The sequence below is a fragment of the Sphingomonas sp. genome, assembly GCF_036402235.1.
Taxonomy (GTDB): Bacteria; Pseudomonadota; Alphaproteobacteria; order Sphingomonadales; family Sphingomonadaceae; genus Sphingomonas.
Map to the genome: position 1 here is coordinate 32,703 of NZ_DASWTG010000020.1, position 14,852 is coordinate 47,554.

Here is a 14,852-nt window from a genome sequence, read left to right on the forward strand (position 1 = left end):
CACCCTCGGCCGGACCCGGGAGAGACTGAAATGGCCGCTCGACTGATCGCCGCAATGCTGCTTGCGAGTGCCGCACCCGCGCTCGCGCAGACCGGGCCCGCGCCACTGGCGACCGATACGACCAGGCCCTTCACCCATGCGAACAGCGGGATCACCCTGCCCGAACGGCTGGCCGATCTGCAGCGCACCGGTGCGCGCGAATATGTCGCTCCGCAGCTCGACGTGCTGTTCACCTATAAGGATGCGGAGCGCGAGGAGCTGTCGGTCTATATCTATCGCGTGACCAGCGGTGTCCCGGCGGTGTGGTTCGAGCAGGCGGTGCGGCCGATCAGCGACCGCCCCGCATTCCAGCGGATGACCGATATCGACCTGCCGGTCGCCTTCGCACTGCCGGGCCGGAGCGTGGCGAGCGGGATGCGCGCGGCGTGGACCGTATCGGACAGCGCGGTGCGCAGCACCGCGCTCGCGCTCGTTCCGGTCGGCGACTGGCTGGTGAAGTTCCGCTATTCCTCGACCACGCACGAGGCCGCGTCGCTGGTCCGGCGGCTCGATGCGATGATCGCCGGCCTTGGCTGGCCGGCAACCGCAGCGGATGTGCCGGCCGCAGCGCGGATCGAGGATTGCGCCACGCCGCTCAGGATCGACGGCGCATCGAAGCCCGCGCCGCAGGAAGGCGCATCGATGCTGGGGGATGCGTTGCTTGCGTCTCTGACCGGGACGGCGGACCGCAAGCCTGTCGCGTGGTGCCGGGACAGAACCGTGAAGAGCCCGGTTCCGATCTATCGGCCGGCCGGCACGGACAACAGCTATCTCGCCGCACTTTCCGATTCGGGCCACGCCGTCTGGGTGCGTCCGGGCATGAGCGGGCTGGTCGCCGGCAACCGCAAGCCGAGCTGGGCGGTGAGCATCGTGCTGGCGGGCGAGACGGTCAACTATGCCGCGCGCGACCGGCTGCCGCCGCCCGCCCAGCTCAGCGAGATCCTCAAGACCAAAGCGGTTTCGCGCATCGCCACCTGGGGCAAGCGCGAGATCAAGATCGACCCGTCTCAGATGAAATAGCCGCGACGGTTCCCATTCGCCACGTCCGCGGCTAGGGCCGCACGCCATGAACGATCCCGCGAAGATCCGCCGCCTCTATGGCCGGGCGAAGGGCCACAAGCTGCGCGTTGGCCAGGCGTCGCTGGTCGAGGAGATGCTGCCCCAGGTCGCCGTACCGGAGACGGGGGCGCTCGATTCGACATTGCTGTTCGGCGACGACCGCCCGCTCGAGCTCGAGATCGGCTTTGGCGCGGGCGAGCATCTGGCCGGGCAGGCGGCGATGCGCCCGGACCATGGATTCATCGGCTGCGAGCCGTTCCTCAACGGCGTGGTCGGCGCGCTGGGGCATATCCGCGACGGCGATCTCGGCAATGTGCGGCTGTACATGGGCGACGCGCTCGACGTGGTCGAGCGGCTGCCCGACGCGAGCCTCGACCGCGTCTATCTGCTGCATCCCGATCCGTGGCGGAAGGCCCGCCACGCCAAGCGGCGCATGGTCAATCACGGCCCGCTCGACCTGATCGCGGCCAAGCTCAAGCCGGGATGCGAGTTCCGGCTGGGGACCGACGACCCGACCTATTGCCGCTGGGCGATGATGGTGATGAACCAGCGCCGCGACTTCGAGTGGCAGGCCAGGGAAGCGAAGGACTTCCTCACCCGGCCCGGCGACTGGCCCGAGACCCGCTACGAGCGCAAGGCGCGGCGGCAGGGGCACGAGGTGTGGTACTTCATTTTCCGTCGTATTTAACTAATACACTTAGAATTTTTGTTCTGGTAAAATCAGTAGCTTAATCCGCCGATCGCCGCCGATAGTATCCGGCGGTTTCCGTTCTGGTGCTTACCCGGTGCTTATTTTCGTGGTACATAAGGTATCGCAATGGCAACCGGCAGGATCACCAAGCGGACCATCGATGCGCTCTTGGCGAACAGCGTCGCGGGCTTCCTTTGGGACGAGGATCTGAAGGGGTTCGGGGTCAAGACGACGGCCCATGGGTCCGCGTCTTACGTCGTCCAGTACCGGTTGGGCGGCCGGGAGGCGAAAAGCCGGCGCTACACGATCGGGGGCCACGGCTCACCGTGGACACCAGCGATGGCCCGCGACGAAGCTGTGCGGATGCTGATATTAGTGGCGCAGGGCGTCGACCCTGTGGAGTCCGACAAGCAGCGCCGCCGGGAAGCCGTCGATCTCGCCTTCTCCAATTATGCGGATCGCTTCGCCAGCTCTTGCAAGGGAAAGGGCTGGAAGCTGCTCGTGAAACGCTCGCTGGCGCTCCACGTCAAACCCGTGCTGCGCGACAAGCCCCTTCCGACGATCACGCGGGTGGACATCGTGGCCGTGCTCGATCGTATGCCTGAAGAGCAGGTCGGGAACCGGCGGAACGTGTTTGCGGTCATGCGGCGGCTGTTCAAATGGGCGATGAGCCGCGGCGACATCGCGTCTGGCCCCATGGAGGGGATGGAGACCCCGCCGCCTGTCAAGCCGCGCGAGCGGTGGCTGAGCGATCAGGAACTCGGCCGTGTGTGGACGCAGGCGCCTAAGACGCATCGCTGCTTCGGTCCTATCGTCCGGCTTCTGATCGCCACCGGGCAGCGGCGGGAGGAAATTGCCGGATTGCATTGGGAAGAGCTGAACCGCGACCAGCGCGAGATGCGTCTCTCCGGCAGTCGCACCAAGAATGGCGAGCCAACCACGGTCCCGCTCAACGATCTGGCGGTCAATGAGCTTGATCAAGTCGCGCGAGGCGAGACCTGGCCAAGGCGCGGCCGGGTCTTCCCCACATCGGCGGGAGCCGCATTCACCGCTTACCACAAGGGCAAGACCAGGCTCGACAAACTGATCGCCGCGGACGGCGGCGATCCAGTGGCGCCGTGGCGCCTGCACGACCTGCGCAGGACGCTGGCAACCGGCTTTCAACGGCTGGGCGTCCGCTTCGAGGTCACGGAGGCCGTCCTCAATCATGTTGGCGCCTCACGTTCCGGGGTGGCCGCGATCTACCAGAGGCACGACTGGAAGCCGGAGAAGCGAGCGGCCCTGGATGCCTGGAACGACCACATTGTAAATATATTGGGCGGCCTGGAGACCCGGTGACAAAGAGCCGCGCTCACCGGGTGTTCCTCGACATCAAGGATCAGGTGGCCAGCCGCTCGATGATCGGACATTCGGGCCGCTCGTCTCCGTGGCATCGCTTCGCTAGGTCCAGCAGCGTTGCCCGCATCTCCTCCAGCGCCTGAGCCTTGCGGCCAAGCTCCTCGGCCCGTGCGGTCGCCAATGCCTTTACGTCCGCACTCGAGCGACCTTTGTCCGCCCATAGCCCGAGCAGCGCACGAATCTCTTCGATCGGAAACCCCAGGTCGCGGGCATGAGCCACAAAGCGCAGGCGGGAAACATCCGCGTCTGAATAGTCGCGATAGCCGCTGTCCCGACGCGGCGGCGCCGGGATCACGCCGATCTTCTCATAGTGCCGGATCATCCGCTGGGAGACCCCGCTCGCGTCCGAAGCCTGGCCGATATTCATAGGCGCACCGCGTTCAACCTCAGCGCGTTCGTCACCACGGCGAACGAGGAGAGAGCCATAGCTGCTCCGGCCAGCATCGGCGACAGCAGGATGCCGGCGACGGGATAGAGCACACCCGCTGCGATCGGCACGCCAATACCGTTGAACAGGAAGGAGAAGAGCAGGTTCTGGCGGATGTTCCGCATGGTCGCTCTGGCGAGCCGGCGCGCACGAACCATCGCGGCGAGGTCCCCCTTGGTGAGCGTCATGCCCGCACTCTCGATCGCCACATCTGTCCCGGTGCCCATGGCGATGCCCACGTCCGCGGCGGCGAGGGCAGGTGCATCGTTGATGCCGTCGCCCGCCATCGCCACGCGCGCACCCTTCGCCTTGAGCTCAGCGACGATGCGCGCCTTGTCCTCCGGCTTCAGGTCAGCCCGCACCTCATCGATGCCGCCGATCTGGCGCGCCACCGCCTCGGCAGTGCCCTGCCCGTCGCCCGTGAGCATCACGATCCGCAAACCATCACGCTTCAGCTCCGCAATGGCCTCGGCGGCTGAAGGCTTCACAGGATCGGCCACCACCAGCATGCCGGCCGGATGGCCGTCGATCGCCACGAGCATGACACCTGCGCCCACCGTGCGATGCCGCTTCGCCAGTGTCTCCAATGGACCGGAATCAGCACCGGCGTTCTGCATCATCGACGCATTGCCGACTGCCACCCTCCTCCCGGCTACCATCGCGGACACGCCAGCGCCCGTAATGGAGTCGAAACCTTCAGGAGAGACGAGCGCAAGGCCGCGCTCTTCCGCCGCTGCTACGATCGCATGCGCAAGCGGGTGCTCCGAACGGGATTCCACTGCGGCAACAAGCGCTAGCAGCTCATTTTCGGCAAAGCTCCCGGCCGTTTCGATGCCGACTAGCTTCGGCTTACCTTCTGTCAGAGTGCCTGTCTTATCGATCACGAGCGTATCGACCTTCTCCAGCCCCTGAAGCGCCTCGGCGTTCTTGATGAGAATGCCCGCATGCGCACCGCGCCCGGTGCCGACCATGATCGACATTGGCGTCGCGAGCCCCAGCGCACAGGGACATGCGATGATCAGGACGGCTATAGCGTTGAGAAGCGCGTGGCCGAAACGTGGCTCCGGGCCGACCAGGTTCCAGACCACGAACGTCGCCAACGCGACGGCGACAACCAGGGGCACGAACCAGCCCGAGATCCTGTCCGCCACCGCCTGGATCGGCGCCCGGCTCCGCTGTGCCTCTGCCACCATCTTGACGATGCGTGCGAGCACCGTGTCCGATCCGACCGCACGCGCGGTCATCACCAGGCTGCCCGTGCCATTCACGGTGCCGCCGGTGAGCGCGGCCCCTGTCTCCTTCAGAATGGGAGCGGGTTCGCCGGTGAGCATCGACTCGTCCACCGACGAACGGCCCTCCGCGACGTCCCCGTCGACTGGGATCGCCTCGCCGGGACGAACCCGCAGGTTGTCGCCTGCGCGGACATCGGCGAGATCAACCTCCTCTTCGCGTCCATCGGCGAGGATGCGTCGCGCAGTCTTGGGCGCGAGATTCATCAGCGCGCGGATCGCCTGCCCGGTCGCGGCGCGGGCGCGGAGCTCCAGAACCTGGCCGAGCAGCACGAGCGTGACGACGACGCCCGCCGCCTCATAGTAGACCGGGACCGTGCCGTGCATGCGGAACGTCGGCGGAAACAGGCCAGGCGCGACCGTCGCGACCAGGCTGTAGAGAAAGGCTGCGCCGACACCGATCGACACCAGCGTGAACATGTTGAGGTGGCGCGTCCGCAGCGACATCCAACCGCGTTCAAAGAAGGGCCACCCTGCCCAGAGAACGATGGGCGCGGTCAGGGCCAGTTGCACCCATGGGTTCCAGGCGGGCGGCACGAAGTGCACGCCGATCATCTCGGCGACCATCGATATCGCGAGCAACGGGACAGTCAGCGCGCCCGCGACCCAGGTGCGACGAGTGAAGTCCAACAGTTCGGGATTGGGCCCATCGTCGAGGCTCGGCTCCTCCGGCTCGAGCGCCATGCCGCAGATCGGGCAGGTACCCGGGCCTTCCTGCCGAATCTCTGGATGCATCGGACAGGTCCAGATCGCGCCGGGCGAGGCCTTGGGCTCGGGTCGAGCCTTCTCCCCGGTGTAGATGCCGGGATCGGCGACGAACTTCGTGCGGCAGCTGGCCGAGCAGAAGTGGTATTCCTGACCGCCATGCTCCGCGTGGTGCGCCGTCGTCACTGGATCGACCGTCATGCCGCAGACCGGGTCGATCACCGTGCCCGCGCCGCCGGCATGGTGATGGTGATTATGTTCATGGGCGCCGGCTGAAGTGCCTGAATCCTTCGAACGGCTGCCGCAGCATCCGCCCGACCCGGACGTGTCCGCGGCAGGAGCGAGGTAGCGATCGGGATCGTTCAGGAACTTGGTCCGACAGCCAGCGCTGCAGAAATGATGCTCCTCACCGAAGTGATGCGCGTGGTGCGGCGTGCTCGTCGGATCGACACGCATGCCGCAGACCGGATCGGTTACAAGGGCGCCCGTGGCTTCTCGGGTAGCGCCGCCTTCGCAGCAGCCGTGATTCCCGCCGTGTTCGTGCTGATTCGTCATCGCATTCCTCCAACGGACCATCATCTGGGGTCTGACACCATGTCAGGGTCAAGAGGCGATTTGCGGCGCGAGTCAGCCGCCGGTCGGCTCAAGCGTGCCGAGCCAGGCGACCAGCGCGAGGATCGCGACCGCGCACCCGGTCTCGACCGCAAGGCTGCGGCGCAGCGCAGCCATGGCGCGCCGGTGGTCGCCGTCGGCCATCGCGACCGACAGCGTAGGCGTCAGCCGGAAGCGGTTGGCGGCAGCGAGCGCGAGCATGACGACGAACAGCGCCAGCTTGGCCAGGAGCAACTGACCATAAAGCGTGAACGGAAGCGGCGGAAAAGCGGCGGGCCCTACCACAAGCAAGATGTTCGCCAGCCCGGTCACCACGATCACCGCGACGATGATCGTCCCCATGGTCGCGAACCCATGCAGGGCACCCTGGGTGAGCTCGAGATGGGCGGCGTCCACACGCTGGACAGGACGGGCGACGAGCAGCACGAGCGCGAATAGCGCGCCGGTCCACATTGCCGCCGCCAGCAAGTGCGCGATGTCCGCAACGAGGTGCAGCCAGCCGGCGGTCCCCTCGTTCATCGCGCCGTGCCCGCTCCAGGCGAGCGTCGCCACCGCAATCACCAGGGCTGATGCGCATACCGGCAGTGCACCGGACGCGCGTCCGATCAGGAACGCAGCCCCTGTCGCGACGACCAGTGCAGCCATCCGCATGGTCCATGCCGCCCCGACAGAGGTGCCGGAGAGCACCATCTGCAGCGTCTCGACATCGACTTCGGCCACAGACAGTCCGAGCATGCCGGCGGCGAGGAGGAGAAGGCCGCACACCGACAACAGCAATCCGAGCAGGCCCAACACGACCACCAATGTGCGGACCGTCAGCCCCGCAGCTGCGCGTGAATTGGCGATCGCGAAGACAGCAAGGCCAGTCGCCAGCATCAGGTCCAGATAGAGCGCGAACCGGATGCCGATGCCGGCCCAGTCCATGTCAGGCCACCTTGAAGGCGTAGCCGCCCTTCACGCGGTGCGTGTCCGACGAGACCACATGCCAGTCGAGCCGATAGGTGCCTTTGGCCAAGGGCTTGGCGAAGGCGACGACCAACGTCTTGCCGTCAGCGGCAATCTTGACCGTGGCGGTCACCTTCATCGGCGGATGCGACGCCATGCCTGGCATGCCGGTCATCGTCACCTCGGCCCCGGAAAACTTCGGCAGCAGCCTTTCGGAGAAGTTCAGCTGCACCTTGGCAGGCGAAGACACGGTGGCGTTCGGGCCGGGCGTGGCTGAGACGAGCTTCGGGTGAGCCAACGCCGGCGACGCGACGAGCGCGGTGGCTGCCGCGGCGATCAGGAACTTCCCCATGTGCATTCGGATTCTCCATCGGCCGCACCATGCGGCTGTTCCGGAGATACGCATCGCTGCCGGGCAACCCTCGCCAACCCATCGAACCCGCATCCGTTCCCCACGTCTTGCGCCGGTGCGAGGGGCGGAGGAACATCGTGCGTAATGAACAAGGGCAGATGGAGTACCAGCATGAACACCGACCTGGATCAGGCGCTCGCGCGCTTGGCGGACATTGACGAACATCCCGGCCTCGCGACCATCGACGCCTCCGTGTTTAACGGCATCCGTGCCAATCGCACCAGCGTCGGCACGGGCCTCGGCGCGACCGCGCTGGCGGCGGTGGGCGCGATTGCGCTGGGGACGGCATCCGCCGGGCCGCTGTCGACCCCGGCGGCCGCCGCTCCGCTGGACCCGTTCGGCATCGCCAATCCGTTAGCGCCTTCCACGCTCCTGCTGGCCGACCGGTGACGCGCGCGCGCTGGACCGCGCTGGTCGCCTTCATCGCCTTCCTGGCAGCCATCGCCGGGGTGTTCGTCGGGCGCGTCCTCATCCCGTCGCATGCGCCGCAGCAATCCGAACTGCACGCCCTGCTCCATCACGAGCTGAACCTGGACAACGGACAGGAAGCGCGTCTGGAACAGCTCGAGCAGCAGTTCGCCGGGCGGCGGCGAGCGCTCGAAGCGGAACTTCGCGCGGACAATGCCCGCCTCGCCGAGGCGATCGAGGCGGAGCACGGGAATGGACCGCGAGTCGCCGCGGCGGTGGACGCCTCGCACCGCGCGATGGGCGAGTTGCAGAAGGAGACGCTCGCCCACGTCTTCGCGATGCGGCAGATCCTTCGGCCCGAGCAGCGGGCCGCCTTCGACCGCGCGGTGACGAAGTCGCTTACCGCCGACGCGCGGTGAAGCCGGACCTAAGTCTGCTTAGCGACGGCGACCTTGCCGGCCGATCGGTCGCGGGGGACGACGACGCGTTCGCCGAAATCATGCGCCGACATCGCCAGCGGCTCTACCGGCTGATCCGCGCCAGCGTGGCCGATGCAGATGAGGCGCTCGACCTCGTGCAGGAGACCTTCATCTCGGCGCACGCGGCGCTCGAGCGCTTCGACCGCGACCGGCCCATGGCCGCTTGGCTGGCCCGCATCGCGATCAACAAGTGCCGCGACTGGGGACGCCGACGCGCCGTGAGGCGGCTGTTCGGGCTGCACACGCCCGTCGAGGACATCGCCGACATTCATGCCGACGATCGCCCACTGCAGGATACCGAGGTGGCCGACCGGGCCGAACTGACCCGCCTCAGCCGGGCAATTGCCGCACTACCCGCATCGCAGCGCGAGCCGCTGGTTCTCTGCTCGATCGACGGCCTCAGTCAGGCCGAAGCGGCAGGCATTCTCTCGATCAGCGAGAAGGCGGTTGAGACGCGCATCCGCCGTGCCCGCATCCGACTTGCCGAACTTCTTGGCTGAACGAACGGCGCGGCTGCGGCTCGTTCGAAATACATCCGCCCAGGGCTTGACCCTGACACCGTGTCAAACCCCATCTGTTCTCGTGCGGCGAGGGGTACCCCGCGTCGCGGCGTATAACCGGGGACAAGCTCCTCCAATCCGGAAGACGAATACACATGACCGCTCCCATCGACCGTCGCAGGCTTCTGCGCGGCGCAGCGCTCACCGGCGGCGGCCTCGCGATCACCGCGTGGATGCCCGCCTGGGCGCAGCAGACATCGGCCGGCATCGTGAAGCCGCTGCCGAGCGTGTCGGGTGAGGACATCACCCTGCGGATCGCGCATCAGATGATGACCATCGATGGGCGGGAGAGCCACGCCATCGGCATCAACGGTACCGTCCCCGCACCGCTAATCCGCCTGCGTGAGGGCCAGAATGTTCGCCTACATGTCGAGAACGCCCTCGACGAGGACAGTTCGATCCACTGGCACGGTCTGATCTTGCCGTTCCACATGGACGGCGTGCCCGGCATCAGCTTCCCCGGCATCAAGCCGCGCACCACGTTCACCTATGAGTTCCCGATCGTGCAGTCCGGCACCTATTGGTATCACAGCCATTCGGGGTTGCAGGAGCAGCTCGGACACTATGGCCCGATCGTCATCGACCCGAAGGGCGTCGATCCGATCCAATCCGACCGCGAGCATGTGATCGTGCTGTCCGACCACAGTCAGATGCACCCCCACATCATCTTCAAGAAGCTCAAGCAGCAGGGCGGCTACTTCAACTACCAGAAGCAGACGCTGGCCGGCCTGCTCGCCGGTAAGGACCAGTCCGCCAAGCAACGGCTGGAATGGGGCGCCATGCGGATGGACCCCACCGACGTCTCCGATGTGACCGGCAGCACCTACACCTACCTCGTCAACGGCCATGGCCCGCGTGACAACTGGACCGGCCTGTTCCGCCCGGGCGAGCGCCTGCGCCTGCGGATCATCAATGCCTCGGCCATGACGACGTTCAATTTCCGCATCCCCGGCCTCAAGATGACCGTCGTCCAGGCGGATGGCCTGCCGGTTCGGCCGGTCGCCGTCGACGAGATGCAGATCGCGGTCGCCGAGACATACGACGTGATCGTCCAGCCGTCAGACGAGCGCGCCTACACGATCGTAGGCGAGAGCGTCGACAGGTCGGGTATGGCGCGCGCGACCCTCGCGCCGCGCGAGGGGATGGCGGCCGCCGTCCCGCCGCTTCGCCGTCGTCCGCTCGCCGACATGAAGGACATGGGCATGGGCGGCATGGATCACGGTTCCGGCGGGTCGATGGCGGGCACGGACCACGCCGCCATGGGCCATGCCAAGCCGGCCGCGTCGGCACCGGCCGCCTGTCCACCAGAACACGCCGCCATGGGTCACTGCACGCCGGCTGCCAGCGATGGCGCAGCCGGCGTGCAGCAGGCGGGCATGGACCACGGGTCGGGCGGCATGAACCATTCGATGCGGGACTTCTCGGTGGCACCCGAAGTCAAGAAGACGCCCACCGTGCAGACGATCTCGCCGATGCCCGTCGACCGGATGGGCGAACCCGGCCAAGGCCTTGATGACGTCAGCCACAAGGTGCTGGTCTACACCGATCTCATGGCGGTCGACCGCAATCCCGACGTGCGTGCACCGGATCGCGCGATGCGCATCCATCTCACCGGCAACATGGAACGCTACATGTGGGCGTTCGATGGCGAGAAGCTGAGCGAAGTGAACAAGCCCATCCCGTTCCTCAAGGACGAGCGGGTGCGCATCACCCTGGTCAACGACACCATGATGGGTCACCCGATCCACCTGCACGGACATTTTTTCGAGCTCGTCACGGGCCATGGCGAGTTCGCGCCGCGCAAGCACACGATCCAGGTGCAACCCGGGGGGACCGCGACGTTCGACGTCACCACCGACGCGGTCGGTGACTGGGCGTTTCACTGCCACATGCTCTACCACATGCACGCCGGAATGATGCAGGTCGTGTCGGTCCGGCCGCGCGAGGGAGACACGAAATGAGCCTCTTCCTCGGCGCCATCCTCCTCGCTTCCGCCAGCCAGTGCACACCGGAGCACGCGGCGATGGGCCACTGCACGATGCCCGCGGCCGCCAAGCCGAAGGCGGCGACGCCCAAGGCAGCGCCGAAGCCGAAGGCGGCAAAGCTTAAGCCTGCGGCCAAGCCGAAGCCGAAGCCGAAGCCTGCGGCGAAGACCCCGACGCGTTCGGTCCCGGTGCCAAGCGCGGCTGCGGCACCGGTAGCCGCACCCGTCGACCCGTCGTGCCCGCCCGAACATGCGGCTATGGGGCACTGCGCGCCCAAAACCTCGGCTCCTGCCGCGCAATCCGTCGTGCCCCCGCCGGCGGCTACATCCGCAGCGGCAGCCGTGAACGATCCGGACTGTCCACCCGAGCATGCCGCCATGGGTCACTGCACGCCGAAGGCATCCACGCCGGCCGGCACCCCGGCGTCGATGGCCACGGGGGGTACAGCGCTGCCCTCCGGGAACGCACCTGCGCCCGCGGCGCCTGCGGCGAACTATGCCGACCGGGTCTGGGGCCGCGAGGCCATGACCCCCGCGCGCATGGCCATGCATCGGGAGCATGGCGGCATGTCCTTCTCCCAGCTCATGCTGAACCTTGCGGAGGTGCAGTTCCGAAACGGGCGTGACGGCTACAGGTGGGACGGCGAGTTCTGGTATGGCGGCGACATAAACCGCCTGACCATCAAGAGCGAGGGCGAGGGCACCTTCCGCGAGGATGCGGAAGGCGAGGTCCAGGCGCTCTATAGCCGCGCCGTCGGACCCTATTTCAACCTACAGGCCGGTGTGCGCCAGGACTTCGCGCCCGGCCCGGACCGCACCTATGCCGCGATCGGGTTCGAAGGCCTCGCGCCATACTGGTTCGATGTCGAGGGTGCGCTGTTCCTGTCCGACAAGGGCGACGTATTCGGCCGGCTCGAAGGCTATTACGATCAGCGCATCACCCAGCGGCTGGTGCTGCAGCCGCGCGTCGAGTTCAACCTCTCGGCGCAGGACGTGCCGCTCAGCGGGTTGGGCTCGGGACTGACCGACGCCGAGGCCGGGCTGCGCCTGCGCTACGAGATCAAGCGCGAGTTCGCGCCCTATGTCGGCGTATCATGGGAACGCCAGTTCGGCGACACGGCGCGGTTCAGCCGGGCACGTGGCGAGGGCACCGGCGGGTTCAGCTTCGTGGCGGGCGTCAGGACGTGGTTTTGACGACTGCGGCGAGGGATGGCGGCAATGACTGCGTATCAAGACCGTGGCGGAGGCGATCACCAAGGAGCTTGACCATGAACAAGGTTCTCACCGCCGTCGCCGTCGGCGTCATGGCGACCGCCGCGACGGCCCAGCAGCAGGACCATTCGGCCCACGCGAAGATGATGAAGCCCACGGCTTCCAATCCATACGGGCCCGCCGAGATGAAGATGCACGAGCGCATGATGGGCGCGGCGGGTGCGGATGCGACCGAGACCTGGGTGCGCAAGATGATTGAGCACCACCGCGGCGGCGTCGAGACGTCCCAGATCGTCCTTCGCGAATCTCGCGATCCCAAGGTGCGCCAGATGGCGTCGACGACAATCACGGACCAGAACCGCGAGATCGGCGAGCTTCAGGCGTGGCTGCGCAGCCACGGCAAGCGCGCCCAGTGACCCTCAATGCCTCTCCGTCCGGCTTGCGGGCGGAGGGGCGAACCGTCAGGACATGCCCATGAACCGTCTTCGCCTGATCATCGCCGCCTTCGCTTTCCCCGTGCCCGCTGCGGCGATCGCTGCCGACCCGGTGCTGATGCACCGCGATCCAGGCTGCCCGTGCTGCGAGAAATGGGCGCAGCAGGTGAAGGCGCAGTTCGGCCGAGCGGTGCGCATCGTCGATGACGCGAAGCGCCAGGCATTCATGAAGCAGCGACGCGTGCCTGCGGATCTCGCGTCCTGCCATACCGCGATCATCGACGGCATGACCTTCGAGGGACATGTGCCGATCGCAGACATGAAGCGCGCCCTGGCAACCCGGCCGAAAGGCGTGAGCGGCCTCGCGGTCGCAGGGATGCCGATGGGTTCGCCGGGGATGGAGATGCCCGGGATGAAGGCCGACCATTTCGAAGTGGTGGCGTTCGGGCCGGGTGGCCGACGCGTCTTCGCGCGTCATTGAAACAAGAACTGGAGCGCCTCGCGCTCCCCTTCCCCTGCTTACTTCTTCGGCGCGCCCGACATGTCGTGGCCGGCATGATCGCCGCCCTTCTTCATATCGTCGCAGCAGCAGGACTTCTTCCCGTCCTTCTCCTTGCAGCAGTCCTTCCCTTCCTTGCAGCATTCCGCGCCGGCCTTGCAGCAGTCGGCCGCAGCGAACGCGGATGTGGAGAGGGTGAGCGCGAACGCCGCGGCAACGAACTTGAACGTCTTCATGTGATGTAATCCTCTTGATTGAGCTTGGTCGTTTCAGGCGACCATCTCTCGAGGCGGAGGCGGTGCCGGGCGCCCCTCCCAGCCGACGAGCCGCTTGGCTCCGGCCTCGTGCGTGCTTTCGCGATCAGGCGCGCCGGATGCGCCTGGCGTGGCCGCTGACGGCACTACGACGCAGCCGGTGGCGCAGACGACCTGATGATTCTGATGCGGTGCCCTGTCGTCTGCCGGCCTTGCTGGCGGCGCGTCATGGCAGTCCATCGAAGCTGCAGCTTGCACGCCTTGCATCGGCATCGGGGCGGGGGCGGCGGCAACACCGCATGCCGACATGATCTGAGCCAAGGCGAACAAGCCGACCAGAAGCGGCATCCATGCTGGCTTGGAACGGAGGAGCGGCATTGCCGCTGCGATACGCCACAGATGGCGTATAAACAATGGAGCCTATCGAGCCCGGGCTACGCTCGCGGCGAGGGCGCGTCGCTCACCAAGGCAGTTCCTCGATAAACAGGATCATCTCCTGGAAGCCGCCGGGCTCGAATATCACCCCGTCATCGCTCTCGCTGAGGGGAAAGCGCGAGGCCGCCTCGATCACGGCTTCTGCATCGGACTGGCGGTGGGGATCGTGGGCGGCCGTCCACCTGGCGAGCGCCACGATACGGGCATGCAGCGCAGCCGCGGCGTCATGCTCGGCGGAAGCCTCCTCTGCGGCGAACGCCTGAAGCGCCAGCGCCTGGGCTACCGGCTTGTCACGGAGATCACCGCGGAGCAACGCCAAGCGCTCCAGCGCGCCTTGAAGCTGCGCAGCACTGATCGTCACGGCGTTGAGGCGCTCCATCGGGCTAGCGATCAGCGTGACCGTAGCGATCTGCGGTTGAAACGGAATCATGCCGGATCCTTCAGAATGCCAGCTCTGCCTGCCGGAGCTCAGGCTGACGCGGGGGGATCTCCTCGATCGCGAAGCTGCGCGGGGGCAGCGCCACGAGCAGTTCGTCCTGCGGTACGCTAAGGTCGAGCCACGCCATGTTCTGGCGGCGCAGCAGCACCGCGCCCTGCCGCTCCTGGTAGAAGAACACGTCCGGATTGGCCTCGATCGTGACGATCGCGAAGCTCGTCGGCTGGTCCCCGACCGGCGGCTGCCACATGCCGGCGAGATAAAAGAAGTTGCCGTCCTCGAGCGTCACGCGGAACCGCCGGTCGCCATTCTTGACCTGGAACTCGCTCGCTGGGACGAGGCAACGGTGGGTCCGGAATTGCTTCCCCTCCGAGCGGAGGAACTTGAACGGCTTTGCGCCGTCCTCACCGAGATGCACGCCCCACGCCGCCTCGATCATCTCGATCTCTTGCACGTTGTCCGGGTTTCGCCGGATGATGGCGCGACGGCTGCCGAGAGGCGCTTCCGACTCGAAGGGACTCGCTTTCATGGTGAGAACATAATGCGAACGAACACGCAGCGCAAATCGGAGTAT

At 66.7% G+C, this 14,852-nt stretch carries 17 protein-coding genes; 10 read left to right on the forward strand and 7 right to left on the reverse strand.

Features of this window, described 5'->3' with window-relative positions; translation table 11 throughout:
* Window positions 1–30: 30 nt before the first annotated feature.
* From VGD28_RS04285 to VGD28_RS04295, 3 genes are all read left to right on the forward strand, one after another.
* Complete coding sequence (locus VGD28_RS04285; RefSeq protein ID WP_331027092.1) at window positions 31–1,059, forward strand: hypothetical protein; 1,029 nt, start codon at window positions 31–33, stop codon at window positions 1,057–1,059.
* Window positions 1,060–1,105: 46 nt separating this feature from the next.
* Window positions 1,106–1,786 carry a tRNA (guanine(46)-N(7))-methyltransferase TrmB gene (gene trmB / locus VGD28_RS04290; RefSeq protein WP_331027093.1) on the forward strand — a complete coding sequence of 227 codons (681 nt, stop codon included), beginning with the start codon at window positions 1,106–1,108 and terminating at the stop codon, window positions 1,784–1,786.
* A 129-nt stretch (window positions 1,787–1,915) separates the two neighbouring features.
* Window positions 1,916–3,127, forward strand: coding sequence for a site-specific integrase (locus VGD28_RS04295; protein WP_331027094.1), 1,212 nt, complete (start codon window positions 1,916–1,918; stop codon window positions 3,125–3,127).
* Window positions 3,128–3,167: 40 nt separating this feature from the next.
* Here the strand turns inward: VGD28_RS04295 and cueR are convergent, their stop codons facing one another.
* The 4 genes from cueR to copC form a co-directional block, all read right to left on the reverse strand.
* Window positions 3,168–3,554 (reverse strand): Cu(I)-responsive transcriptional regulator, encoded by a 387-nt coding sequence (gene cueR / locus VGD28_RS04300; protein WP_136943358.1) that lies wholly within the window; start codon window positions 3,552–3,554, stop codon window positions 3,168–3,170.
* Window positions 3,551–6,163, reverse strand: coding sequence for a heavy metal translocating P-type ATPase (locus VGD28_RS04305; protein ID WP_331027095.1), 2,613 nt, complete (start codon window positions 6,161–6,163; stop codon window positions 3,551–3,553). Before VGD28_RS04305 ends, cueR begins: the two co-directional genes overlap by 4 nt.
* A gap of 72 nt (window positions 6,164–6,235) precedes the next feature.
* Entirely contained in the window at window positions 6,236–7,144 is a 909-nt protein-coding gene (copD, locus tag VGD28_RS04310) for a copper homeostasis membrane protein CopD (protein ID WP_331027096.1), read from the reverse strand.
* 1 nt (window position 7,145) lies between these two features.
* Complete coding sequence (copC, locus tag VGD28_RS04315) at window positions 7,146–7,523, reverse strand: copper homeostasis periplasmic binding protein CopC (RefSeq protein ID WP_331027097.1); 378 nt, start codon at window positions 7,521–7,523, stop codon at window positions 7,146–7,148.
* A 165-nt stretch (window positions 7,524–7,688) separates the two neighbouring features.
* Here copC and VGD28_RS04320 point away from each other — a divergent pair, with 165 nt between their 5' ends.
* The 7 genes from VGD28_RS04320 to VGD28_RS04350 all read left to right on the forward strand — a co-directional run bounded on the left by VGD28_RS04320 (window position 7,689) and on the right by VGD28_RS04350 (window position 13,135).
* Entirely contained in the window at window positions 7,689–7,967 is a 279-nt protein-coding gene (locus VGD28_RS04320; RefSeq protein ID WP_331027098.1) for a hypothetical protein, read from the forward strand.
* Window positions 7,964–8,404 (forward strand): Spy/CpxP family protein refolding chaperone, encoded by a 441-nt coding sequence (locus tag VGD28_RS04325; protein WP_317227299.1) that lies wholly within the window; start codon window positions 7,964–7,966, stop codon window positions 8,402–8,404. Before VGD28_RS04320 ends, VGD28_RS04325 begins: the two co-directional genes overlap by 4 nt.
* Window positions 8,401–8,964, forward strand: coding sequence for an RNA polymerase sigma factor (locus VGD28_RS04330; RefSeq protein WP_331027099.1), 564 nt, complete (start codon window positions 8,401–8,403; stop codon window positions 8,962–8,964). The genes VGD28_RS04325 and VGD28_RS04330 overlap by 4 nt, the downstream gene beginning before the upstream one ends.
* 155 nt (window positions 8,965–9,119) lie before the next feature.
* Window positions 9,120–10,985: a copper resistance system multicopper oxidase gene (locus VGD28_RS04335; protein ID WP_331027100.1), complete on the forward strand. Its 1,866-nt coding sequence runs from the start codon at window positions 9,120–9,122 to the stop codon at window positions 10,983–10,985.
* A 563-nt stretch (window positions 10,986–11,548) separates the two neighbouring features.
* A complete protein-coding gene (locus VGD28_RS18660) occupies window positions 11,549–12,202 on the forward strand; it encodes a copper resistance protein B (RefSeq protein WP_414714464.1) in 654 nt (217 codons plus the stop codon).
* A gap of 74 nt (window positions 12,203–12,276) precedes the next feature.
* Window positions 12,277–12,636 carry a DUF305 domain-containing protein gene (locus VGD28_RS04345; RefSeq protein WP_331027102.1) on the forward strand — a complete coding sequence of 120 codons (360 nt, stop codon included), beginning with the start codon at window positions 12,277–12,279 and terminating at the stop codon, window positions 12,634–12,636.
* 58 nt (window positions 12,637–12,694) lie between these two features.
* Window positions 12,695–13,135, forward strand: a complete 441-nt coding sequence (locus VGD28_RS04350; protein ID WP_331027103.1) for a DUF411 domain-containing protein — start codon at window positions 12,695–12,697, stop codon at window positions 13,133–13,135.
* Between the two features lie 38 nt (window positions 13,136–13,173).
* Here VGD28_RS04350 and VGD28_RS04355 read toward each other — a convergent pair whose 3' ends face one another.
* The 3 genes from VGD28_RS04355 to VGD28_RS04365 form a co-directional block, all read right to left on the reverse strand.
* Window positions 13,174–13,389, reverse strand: coding sequence for a hypothetical protein (locus VGD28_RS04355; protein WP_317227304.1), 216 nt, complete (start codon window positions 13,387–13,389; stop codon window positions 13,174–13,176).
* 478 nt (window positions 13,390–13,867) lie between these two features.
* Window positions 13,868–14,272 (reverse strand): hypothetical protein, encoded by a 405-nt coding sequence (locus VGD28_RS04360; protein WP_331027104.1) that lies wholly within the window; start codon window positions 14,270–14,272, stop codon window positions 13,868–13,870.
* A 10-nt stretch (window positions 14,273–14,282) separates the two neighbouring features.
* Window positions 14,283–14,807, reverse strand: coding sequence for an SOS response-associated peptidase family protein (locus VGD28_RS04365; protein WP_331027105.1), 525 nt, complete (start codon window positions 14,805–14,807; stop codon window positions 14,283–14,285).
* Window positions 14,808–14,852 lie beyond the last annotated feature (45 nt).

Bases quoted from the DNA above. Each gene is read 5' to 3' on its own strand.
- VGD28_RS04355 (WP_317227304.1), bottom strand. From the start codon at position 13,389: ATGAAGACGTTCAAGTTCGTTGCCGCGGCGTTCGCGCTCACCCTCTCC.
- VGD28_RS04285 (WP_331027092.1), top strand. From the start codon at position 31: ATGGCCGCTCGACTGATCGCCGCAATGCTGCTTGCGAGTGCCGCACCC.
- VGD28_RS04360 (WP_331027104.1), bottom strand. From the start codon at position 14,272: ATGATTCCGTTTCAACCGCAGATCGCTACGGTCACGCTGATCGCTAGC.
- VGD28_RS04335 (WP_331027100.1), top strand. From the start codon at position 9,120: ATGACCGCTCCCATCGACCGTCGCAGGCTTCTGCGCGGCGCAGCGCTC.
- copC (WP_331027097.1), bottom strand. From the start codon at position 7,523: ATGCACATGGGGAAGTTCCTGATCGCCGCGGCAGCCACCGCGCTCGTC.
- trmB (WP_331027093.1), top strand. From the start codon at position 1,106: ATGAACGATCCCGCGAAGATCCGCCGCCTCTATGGCCGGGCGAAGGGC.
- VGD28_RS04320 (WP_331027098.1), top strand. From the start codon at position 7,689: ATGAACACCGACCTGGATCAGGCGCTCGCGCGCTTGGCGGACATTGAC.
- VGD28_RS04305 (WP_331027095.1), bottom strand. From the start codon at position 6,163: ATGACGAATCAGCACGAACACGGCGGGAATCACGGCTGCTGCGAAGGC.
- VGD28_RS04345 (WP_331027102.1), top strand. From the start codon at position 12,277: ATGAACAAGGTTCTCACCGCCGTCGCCGTCGGCGTCATGGCGACCGCC.
- VGD28_RS04350 (WP_331027103.1), top strand. From the start codon at position 12,695: ATGAACCGTCTTCGCCTGATCATCGCCGCCTTCGCTTTCCCCGTGCCC.
- cueR (WP_136943358.1), bottom strand. From the start codon at position 3,554: ATGAATATCGGCCAGGCTTCGGACGCGAGCGGGGTCTCCCAGCGGATG.
- VGD28_RS18660 (WP_414714464.1), top strand. From the start codon at position 11,549: ATGGCCATGCATCGGGAGCATGGCGGCATGTCCTTCTCCCAGCTCATG.
- VGD28_RS04295 (WP_331027094.1), top strand. From the start codon at position 1,916: ATGGCAACCGGCAGGATCACCAAGCGGACCATCGATGCGCTCTTGGCG.
- copD (WP_331027096.1), bottom strand. From the start codon at position 7,144: ATGGACTGGGCCGGCATCGGCATCCGGTTCGCGCTCTATCTGGACCTG.
- VGD28_RS04365 (WP_331027105.1), bottom strand. From the start codon at position 14,807: ATGAAAGCGAGTCCCTTCGAGTCGGAAGCGCCTCTCGGCAGCCGTCGC.